Below are 9,275 nucleotides of genomic sequence, written 5' to 3'. Positions count from 1 at the left end.
CATGCGTGTGGTGTTCATGGACGGATGCCGTTGAGGTCTGGTACGGCCATGGTTGCTCCTAGGCGAGGGACGATGAATATCGCGAGGCTAGACAACAAGGTTGGGTGACATGCAAGGGTGATTGCTTTCTTATAGAAACCATTGCAGGTGAGAAGGCTGCGGCCGGCCATCGTCGTGACCACGATGCCCGCGCCGACGGGTGCGCGTCGTTGGTCCGTTCCTCGGCGGCCGCCAACAGTTAGCGCTGAGGGTGGCGACGCGAGCGTCTTGCGCTGCCAGCGAGTCTGGCAGGAGCACTCGGTGAACCCGAAGTGGCCGAAATGATCGACTCTCTGGTGCATTTCATCTCCTCGCCGAGCGTCGGACACGAACCACCCACCGCCACAGCGGCATCGACGATCAGAGCGGTCCGACGGGAATTCGATCGAGTCCGGGTGCAGTGCAATTCGCTCGATTCCGGCGACGTTAGGTCGAGAACCTGCATCACGACCTGTGCCTGCACTGTGCGTTGCCTGATGGCTGGGGTCGCCACGTCGAGCCTCGCCGCCCGACGGGCACGCAATCTCGCTGTGTTGAGCCGGCCCCTGGCAACGGTTCGGCTCTCAGGCGATGCCACACCGCCCCTTGGTCCGGTTCAGGACCCATGTACGGACCGAACGTGGCCTCGGGAACCAAAGCTCACCCTCGCGCGACCATGTATCAAACGCTCCAACGGTGATGGCACGGAAGAGGGGTCATGGCGAAGCTGACACGTCTAGGCGGCCTCGAACGCGTGGCGATCACAGGACTAAACCGGATTCAGTTGTGCCGCAGTCACTCTCGATTCGAGTGGCCGCGACGGTCAGCTCTCAACCCTGGAAGAGGAGAGATTCTCGTGCTTGGCTTCTTGACATCCGGTCCGGATTATTTTCCGGGCTGGCTCAGCATCGTGTTCTCCGTTGGTCTGGCGCTTGGCATCGTCCACCATCTGCCATGCCTGGTCCACGGTCACGGGAACAGATGGTTTCACGCCGGACACGTCACGATGGCGCTGTCAATGATGTACATGTTCCTGTCGATGTCGTACTACTGGATCTGGCTGCCCGCCGCGTGGCAAATGTGGTTCTTCATTGCCAGTTCGACCGCGGTCGGCGTGTACTTACTCGCCAAGTTCGTGAGTGGCCAACCCGTCAACCTGCTCTGGCTTCTGCTGCTGGTAGGGCAGGCGTCGATGGCCTACATGTGGTTTCCCATGATGCGCTGGAACGCGATCCTGATCTTCGTCCTCGTATCGTGGTTCGCCATCGAGACTTTCGGCTGGGCGGCGAACCTCTTCCCGGACGATGTTCGCTCGACGGCCAATCACCGATGGTTTCCGTACGAATTGGCCCTCAGACGGCGAGCGGCCCCGAAGACACCCGCCCGACAAGTCGCGACGGAATGCAAATCGATGTCACTGTCGACGGGTGGTCAGGCATTTCCTGATGTGGCCCGCGGCTCGCATGCAGGTGATCAACTCGTTGACTCGGATTGGAAGGAGCGGACCCTGATGGCGACCATGGCACTCTCGATGGGCTACATGTTCTTCGGCATGCAGCTTCTTGCCGCTGCCGTTCCGACGATGCAATAGAGTCGCACGACGGCGTCAGGCCGATCCGGCCCGGCCTTCGTCGTTGGCCGCGCGCAACAGGTCGTCCCGCGCGCGTGCGACTCGCGACCGGATTGTGCCGATCGGACACCCGCAGACTTCGGCGGCTTCGGCGTAGGTCATCCCGAGAACTTGCGTCAGCACCAGCGCCTCACGGCGCTCGGCGTCCAGCCCATCGAGCAGAATGCGGATCTCGACCATCTCTTCGATCCGGTTGCCGCCCCGGCTATCCCCGAGCACGTCGTCCAGGTCCACGACGTATGCCGGTCGCGGTCGGCTCGTGTTGTATCGGATCTGGTCCACGACCACGCGGCGCGCGATCGACATCAACCACGTCTTGGCCGTCGATCGACCGCTGAAGCGCGGCAGCGACTTGATCGCGCGCAAGAACGTCTCCTGCGTCAGATCGTCGGCGCTCGCCGGATCGGCCAGGTAGGCCACCGTCCGCCAGACGTCCCGCTGAGTGGCCTCGATGAATTGCGCGAGCGCCGCCCGATCGCCGCGACCGGCCCGCTTGGCGAGGTGGGTAACTTGGTCGTCGTCGCCACTTGTCGCCACGGCTAGGGAGCCTAGGCCATGACGTTCGGGAACTCATCGCGGCGCTGTGACGACTTTGTCTGATGAAGCGTGTGCACGAGGAGATGGAGTTGTCGGTGTCGATCACTGCGGCGGTAACCAACGATGGCACGACCGACGCGCAGCGCGTACAACTCGACGTCACCGGCATGTCCTGTGCTGCCTGCGCAAACCGAGTCGAAAAGGCGCTGAACAAGCTGCCCGGTGTGAGGGCGTCCGTGAACTTCGCCACCCGCGTCGCCACCGTCGACGCCGCGGCGGACACGGCCGCTTCGGAACTGTGCGACGCGGTTCATCGCGCCGGATACCAGGCCCGACCCCGCGTCGCGAGTGCCCATCACGACGACGATCCCGATGACGACCACGCGCGGTACCTGCTGATCAGACTTGCGGTGGCGGCCGTCCTCTTCGTCCCGTTGGCTGACCTGTCAGTCATGTTCGCCGTGGTTCCCAGTACCCGCTTCACCGGCTGGCAGTGGGTACTGACGGCGCTGGCTGTGCCCGTGGTGACTTGGGCGGCATGGCCGTTCCATCGCGTGGCCCTGCGTCAGGCCCGTCATGGCGGTGCATCGATGGAGACGCTCATCTCCGTGGGCATCACCGCTGCGTCGATCTGGTCGCTGTATACGGTGTTCGGTCACCACAACAACGCCGCCGACGCCGCCGACGCCGTCGGGGGAGTGTGGCAGGCACTGGTCGGGAGCGACGCGATTTACTTCGAAGTCGCCGCGGGCGTGACGGTGTTCGTCCTGGCTGGTCGCTACTTCGAGGCGAGAGCGAAGTCAAAGGCAGGCGGAGCCCTGCGCGCACTGGCGGCGCTCAGCGCAAAGGACGTCGTCGTCCTGCTCGGCGACGGGTCCGAGATGGTGATTCCCGCCGACGAACTCAAGGAACAACAACGCTTCGTCGTCCGGCCCGGACAGATCATCGCCGCCGACGGCCTCGTCGTCGAGGGCGCCGCGACCGTGGACATGAGCGCAATGACGGGCGAGGCCAAGCCCCTGCGGGTGAATCCGGGCGGCAGCGTGATCGGCGGCACGGTGGTGCTGGACGGAAGATTGATCGTCGAAGCCGCCGCGGTCGGCGCCGACACCCAGTTCGCAGGCATGGTCCGCCTCGTCGAAGCGGCGCAGACGCAGAAGGCCGACGCGCAGCGACTGGCCGATCGCATCGCCGCCGTGTTCGTTCCCTGCGTGTTCGCCATCGCGGCCGTCACGGCCATCGGATGGGGCGTCGCCGGGGGAGGGGCCGATCAAGCATTCTCAGCTGCTCTGGCCGTGCTCGTCATCGCCTGCCCATGCGCGCTCGGACTGGCTACCCCGACCGCCATGATGGTGGCCTCCGGGCGCGGCGCTCAACTCGGCATCTTCCTCAAGGGACACAAGGCGTTGGAGGCCACGCGCGCCGTCGACACCGTCGTCTTCGATAAGACCGGCACCCTGACGACGGGGCGGCTGACGGTCGGCGCCGTCGTGGCGGCGCGGGGATGGAAGGGCGACGACGTGCTCAGGTACGCCGCAGCGGTCGAGTCGGCCTCCGAGCACGCCGTCGGCATCTCGATCGCCGCGGCATGCGACGGCCATGACGGGGTGGACGACTTTCGCGCGATAGCCGGCCGTGGCGTAGTCGGCACGGTGGCCGGTCGGTCGGTGCGGGTCGGCAAGCCGTCCTGGATCGCCCCGTCCTGCCCCTCCGCGGAACTGGTGGCAGCCCGGCGACAAGCCGAAACGCGCGGTGAGACAGCGGTATTCGTCGAGGTCGACGGGGAGCCGTGCGGTGTCGTCGCAGTTTCTGACACCGTCAAGGGCTCCGCGGTCGATGCGGTCGACGCGCTGCACGCACGCGGACTTCGTACTGTGCTGCTGACCGGTGACAACCCCGAGTCCGCGGCGGCCGTCGCGGCCCAGGTCGGCATCGACGAGGTCATCGCCGACGTGCTGCCGGACGGAAAGGTCGACGTCATCGAACAACTCCGCGAGCACGGCCGGGTGGTTGCGATGGTCGGTGACGGCATCAACGACGGGCCGGCCCTCGCCAGTGCCGACCTCGGCATGGCCATCGGTCGCGGTACCGACGTCGCCATCGGTGCCGCCGACGTCATCCTGGTCCGCGATGACCTCGCGGTCGTCCCCCTCGCGCTCGATCTCGCCGCGGCCACGATGCGCACGATCAAGGTCAACCTGGCATGGGCGTTTGCCTACAACGTCGCCGCCATACCCGTTGCGGCACTTGGGTTGCTCAACCCGTTGATAGCCGGTGCGGCGATGGCGTTCTCGTCCTTCTTCGTGGTGACGAACAGCTTGCGGCTGCGCAACTTCGGGCCGCGCTCAGATGCCTCGGGGGCCCGGAGATCGCTTTGACTGGGTACCGGCTTCGACTGGTACCGACGTGTCGCCTGCCATGGGACGGGGCGCTAGCGGGTAGTCGCACGACGGTTCCAGACGGGGTGCTAGCCGAGTAGCAGCGTCAGCGACGGTTGCGGGCCAATTCGCGCAGCATCGCGTTGTACGCGTCGAGTTCGTCGTCGGCATAGTCGGATTCGGCGTGGCGGTCGAAGCGCGTCGACGCTCGACGATCCTGACGGGCCCACTGTGCGACGAGCGCGACGACGACGAGGATCACCGGCAGCTCGCTGGATCCCCAGGCGATGGCGCCGCCCAGGTGTTGGTCGCCCTGGATGCTCGATAGCCACGGCAGGTCGACGTACCGGTAGAACTGGCCACCCATCGCGGTGTTCATCGTCATCGCCGCGATGCCGAAGAAGGCGTGAAACGGCATCACGGCGAAGAGAAGTCCGAGCCGTCCGAGGAAGGGAAGCTTGCGTGGGCCGGGATCAATGCCGATGATGCCCCAGAAGAACAGGTATCCGACGAGCAGGAAGTGCACGCTCATCAGTTCGTGACCCCAGTGATACCGCACCAGCGTGTCGAAGATGGGGGTGAAGTACACGGCGTACAACGACGCCACGAACAAGACGAACGCCGTGATCGGGTTGGCGAGGAACGCCGCCGCCCGTGAATGCACCAGCCACAACAGCCATTCCCGCGCGCCGGGTGGTCGACCTTCCGCGGCGGACGGCAGGGCCCGCAACGCCAGCGTGACCGGTCCGCCCATTACGAGCAATACCGGCACGAACATGTTCAACGTCATGTGTTCGGCCATGTGCACGCTGAACATCGCCGATCCGTAGGCCCGGACGCCCGAGCTGCTGGCGAATAACAACACCATGCAGCCCACGACCCAAGCGATCAGTCGGCCCACCGGCCAACCGTCGCCTCGACGCCGTAGGCGGACGTAGCCCATGACGTAGAGCGCGGCCATCGCCACCGCGCCGAGCCCGATGAAGGTGTCGAAGCGCCATACCGTCAGGATCGTCACCACGCTCGGCGGATCGGGTAGGGCATAGCCGAGGAAGATGTCCCACGTCGTAAACCGGTGGGTCAGCAGTCTCGGCGCAGGTTGGGTCGCCATCGACGCGGCCAGTGCCACGATGGCGATCATCGCCAACGCACCCGTGGTGCGTCGCAAGGCGCTAGGTGACGCACCGGTCCGACGGCGTGACGCCACCGCGGCGACGTCGCTCACCCACACCGCCAACAACAGAACTGCGGCGATGGCGCCCGCCCGACCGTACGACGTTCCGAACGGTCCGGCAGGCCCCACCAGAACGGACAGCAGCATGATGCCGTACCCGAGAGTGGTTGCTCCCGCGGCGGTTTCGACGACCGCGACGCGGCGCCGCAGCGCTTCCGGAGGCTGGGTGATCGCTGCGGCGACCTTGACCCCCACCAACGTGGCGAGCGCGACGGTGAAGACGATCGCCGCGCTGGTGGCGTAGTCGTGGTCGGGCCCCTGCCCCGCATTTCCGCTGACCGGGATGGCGACGATCCCGATCAACGCGGGCACCATCAGCAGAACGTGAGTGACCCACCGCACGGATAGGCGCGCGGTCACCGTGACGACGAGCGCGGTTGCTGCCACCGCGATCCACGCGCGTGCCATTTCGGAGGCAAGGATGGCGTCGAACAACGTCGGACCGCCGACCAGTCGCGTCACTGGTACCCCGGCATCGCTGGCGGCTTGGATCCCGACCATCGCCGCCGCGGCGAGCGCCCACGCGGCGGACGCCCTCTCGACCACGACGTGGATGCGGAACGCCCGCTCGTCGATCACGCCGTGAGGGTCCGGGCGCGCGGTGACGACGACGTACAGCAACCCCGCGAACGACAGCATGCCCGCCACGGTTGCCGTGAAGTAGCCCACCGGCTCGGCAACGGTCGTGAGCAGGCCGGGATAGGAGTCACCCGTCGACGCGTACACGCTGGCACCGGCGTCGATCGCGTGCCACGTCAGGCCCGCCACCGCGAGCAGGTAGCCAGCGCCGACCGCCGCGACGGGCCTTGGCACCGTCATCGGCCCCAGCCGTTCGATGTGTTGCTTGGTTCCACTCGTCGCGACCTTTCCCGCTCGATGAGTCGAGGATCAGCCTACGACCGTCCGTCGTAGACATCCGTTGGCGTGGGAACTCTTCACCGCCCGGTTCCGACCATTGCCCGAGAGACCATTGCGTCCCGTCCACCGAAGGAGCACTCGACACCGCCATGATCCAAGACCTGTTCCTGCGCTCGGTCGTGACGGCGCTGTTCGTCCTGAGCGCCGCGGAATGCGTGTTCGCCATCGCGACCGGACGCCGGGTATGGACGCACGTCGTCGGTCAGTTCCTACACCTCGCCATGGCTGTGGCGATGGTCGCGATGGCCTGGCCGTGGGGCGCCGCCGTCCCCACCGCGGGTCCCACGGCGTTCTTCCTGCTGGCCACGGTCTGGTTCGTGGTCGTTGCGTTCGCCCAGTCTGGACACCGAGGAATCAACGCCTATCACGCCTCGATGATGCTCGCGATGGCATGGATGTACGCCGTGATGAGCGGCGGTCTGCTGCCGGCGCCTGCCGAAGGCGCGGGTGGCGGGACTCCTGCCGGGCATCACGGATCGTCGTCGGCGAGCACGCCCGACATGCCTGCGGCCGACCCGAGCGCCGAGCCGCCCTTCATTGTCGGGCTGAACTGGCTGTGTGTCATCGGCTTCACCGTTGCCGTGGGCTGGTGGCTCTACCGCTACTTCGTTGCGCGGAAGGCCGAGCCGAGCCAGCCGTCGCACAGGTTTCTCGGAACCGCTGCCCAGGCGATGATGGCGGCGGGCATGGCCATCATGTTCGGGGTGATGGTCTAGGGTCAGGCCGCCGATCCATCGGTGGGAAAGAGGTGCCCACGGCGCCTGCCCCGCGAGGCGGTCGGTGGCAAGACGATTTCGGGTTCGTTTGCGGCAGCGGGCATTACCGGCGGCCGCGGAGCGCGGCGCCACACCAGGCATGCCAGCACCGCGCCGAGGACGACGGGAATGTGGGTGAGCACCCGCGTCGCGGTAACGGCCCCGGACATGGCATCGACGACGACGTACACCGTCAACACCCCGACGAAGACGCCGAGAACGCCGGCGAGTCCCGCGGCTGCGGACGGACGGACCGCCGCCGCGACCATCACCACGCCGAGCGCGATCGACCACGCGGTGGATTCATTGAGCAGATGTCCACCAGATCCCATGCCCGCGTGGGAGAGGCCGACGCTCAGTCCGACGGCCTGGATCGCGGCGACGACGATCTGCAGCACACCGACGCCGAGCAATGCCCACCGCTGCCAGCCCATCCGCAGATTCGGCGGCACTCGATCTCGCTGGTGGTGTTGGGCCTGCACCACCGCCGGCCGCTGAGCCATGCGCCGTAAACCGTCCGCTTGAACCGTGACGTGGGCGAACCAAGTGCGGCAATCGGCGCACTCATCGAGGTGTTCGTCCACGCGGGTCGCGGGCACGGGCTCACGCTCGCCGTCGATTCTCGCCGACAGCGCTTCCCGGGCCACCTCGCATTCCACGTCTCTATAGTGGCCGACTCGCGCCTGAATGTTCCTCCAGGGCGCAGATGGGACGCGGCGAGCGGGTCGGGGAACCAGATTGCAGTGTCGTGCGACTAATGCCGTGAACGCACGAATTGACCGCTCGGTCCGACGGCCGTGCGGCCAGCTTGACGGCTTGAGGGGATGTCATGACTACGACGATGACTTCGACGCGGCGTGGTGATGCGGCGGTGCTGCGCCGAATTTGGCGGCTGCACTTCTGGATCGGATTGTTTGCCGCCCCGGTCCTGGTCGTGCTGGCGTGCACCGGTCTGGTGATTCTGTACAGCCAGCCGCTGGACAACTGGTTGAACGGCGACCTGTTCGTCGTCGCCCAGGGGTCCGAGACCGTTCCCCTCGACGAACAGGTCAAGACCGCTCAGGAGCACGTCGGTGCCGATTATGCGTTGGACGCGGTGACGCCACCCGACCAACCGGGGCATTCCACGCGGGTGGACTTCCTTCCACCGGATGCGCCGCAGTACCCGGCTGGTGAGAGCAACGTCACCCAGGTCTACGTCGATCCCTACACCGGGCAGTATCTCGGACAGCGCAGTGAGTTGTCCGGCCTCGTGGGCTATGCCAATCAGCTGCACCGGATGTTCGGCAACGACGGGCCGACGATTCAGTTGCCGTCGCTCGGACATCTGATCGATCCGGTCTCGTATCCGGACGCCACCATCCCCGTCGGCGTGGGCAACCTGTGGATGGAGCTGACGGCGACCTGGATTCTGGTGCTACTGGCCAGTGGGATCTATCTGTGGTGGCCACGGGCCATCGAAAACACCAAGCCACTCATGAAGATCCGGTGGGGTCGGGGCGGCCGCATCAGGTGGCGTGACCTGCACGCGCTCACGGGTGTGGCGATCGCCGTCGTCTTGATCTGCTACATCCTGTCTGGTCTGACCTGGTCGCGGTACTGGGGTGAGAACTGGCGGGCGTTGTCGTCCACGGTGGCACCCTCGACGTCGATCGATGCGCCGTCGACTCCTGCGAAGATGGGTGACTACGACCGGCTGGGTCGGCGCATCGCATGGGCGGCCGCCGACGACCCGGTGTATGCCTCACAGCCCGCTGGGCCGATCGCGGCTCGAATGCCGTTCGCCGACATCGATCGGATCGCCA

Annotated in this window: 7 protein-coding genes; 4 read left to right on the top strand and 3 right to left on the bottom strand. The window is 66.2% G+C overall.

Going from position 1 to position 9,275, the window contains the following annotated elements:
• Positions 1-874 precede the first annotated feature (874 nt).
• Positions 875-1,609 (top strand): hypothetical protein, encoded by a 735-nt coding sequence (locus tag ABW137_RS30540; protein ID WP_526405763.1) that lies wholly within the window; start codon positions 875-877, stop codon positions 1,607-1,609.
• Between the two features lie 15 nt (positions 1,610-1,624).
• On the opposite strand, the gene sigC is transcribed toward ABW137_RS30540, so the two are convergent.
• Positions 1,625-2,185 carry an RNA polymerase sigma factor SigC gene (gene sigC, locus ABW137_RS30535; RefSeq protein ID WP_526405761.1) on the bottom strand — a complete coding sequence of 187 codons (561 nt, stop codon included), beginning with the start codon at positions 2,183-2,185 and terminating at the stop codon, positions 1,625-1,627.
• Positions 2,186-2,286: 101 nt separating this feature from the next.
• Here sigC and ABW137_RS30530 point away from each other — a divergent pair, with 101 nt between their 5' ends.
• Positions 2,287-4,563, top strand: a complete 2,277-nt coding sequence (locus ABW137_RS30530; protein WP_526405764.1) for a heavy metal translocating P-type ATPase — start codon at positions 2,287-2,289, stop codon at positions 4,561-4,563.
• A gap of 106 nt (positions 4,564-4,669) precedes the next feature.
• On the opposite strand, the gene ABW137_RS30525 is transcribed toward ABW137_RS30530, so the two are convergent.
• Positions 4,670-6,616 carry a cytochrome c oxidase assembly protein gene (locus tag ABW137_RS30525; protein ID WP_526405759.1) on the bottom strand — a complete coding sequence of 649 codons (1,947 nt, stop codon included), beginning with the start codon at positions 6,614-6,616 and terminating at the stop codon, positions 4,670-4,672.
• A gap of 188 nt (positions 6,617-6,804) precedes the next feature.
• On the opposite strand from ABW137_RS30525, the gene ABW137_RS30520 reads away from it, so the two are divergent.
• Positions 6,805-7,431: a DUF5134 domain-containing protein gene (locus ABW137_RS30520; RefSeq protein WP_526405757.1), complete on the top strand. Its 627-nt coding sequence runs from the start codon at positions 6,805-6,807 to the stop codon at positions 7,429-7,431.
• A 2-nt stretch (positions 7,432-7,433) separates the two neighbouring features.
• Here the strand turns inward: ABW137_RS30520 and ABW137_RS30515 are convergent, their stop codons facing one another.
• Positions 7,434-8,129 carry a zf-HC2 domain-containing protein gene (locus ABW137_RS30515; protein ID WP_526405755.1) on the bottom strand — a complete coding sequence of 232 codons (696 nt, stop codon included), beginning with the start codon at positions 8,127-8,129 and terminating at the stop codon, positions 7,434-7,436.
• 170 nt (positions 8,130-8,299) lie between these two features.
• Here ABW137_RS30515 and ABW137_RS30510 point away from each other — a divergent pair.
• Positions 8,300-9,275: PepSY domain-containing protein (locus ABW137_RS30510; RefSeq protein WP_526405753.1), on the top strand; the 976-nt coding region annotated here is incomplete at its 3' end.

The organism is Mycobacterium sp., from assembly GCF_040509115.1.
GTDB lineage: Bacteria > Actinomycetota > Actinomycetes > Mycobacteriales > Mycobacteriaceae > Mycobacterium.
This window is presented reverse-complemented; position numbering and strand designations above follow the sequence as displayed.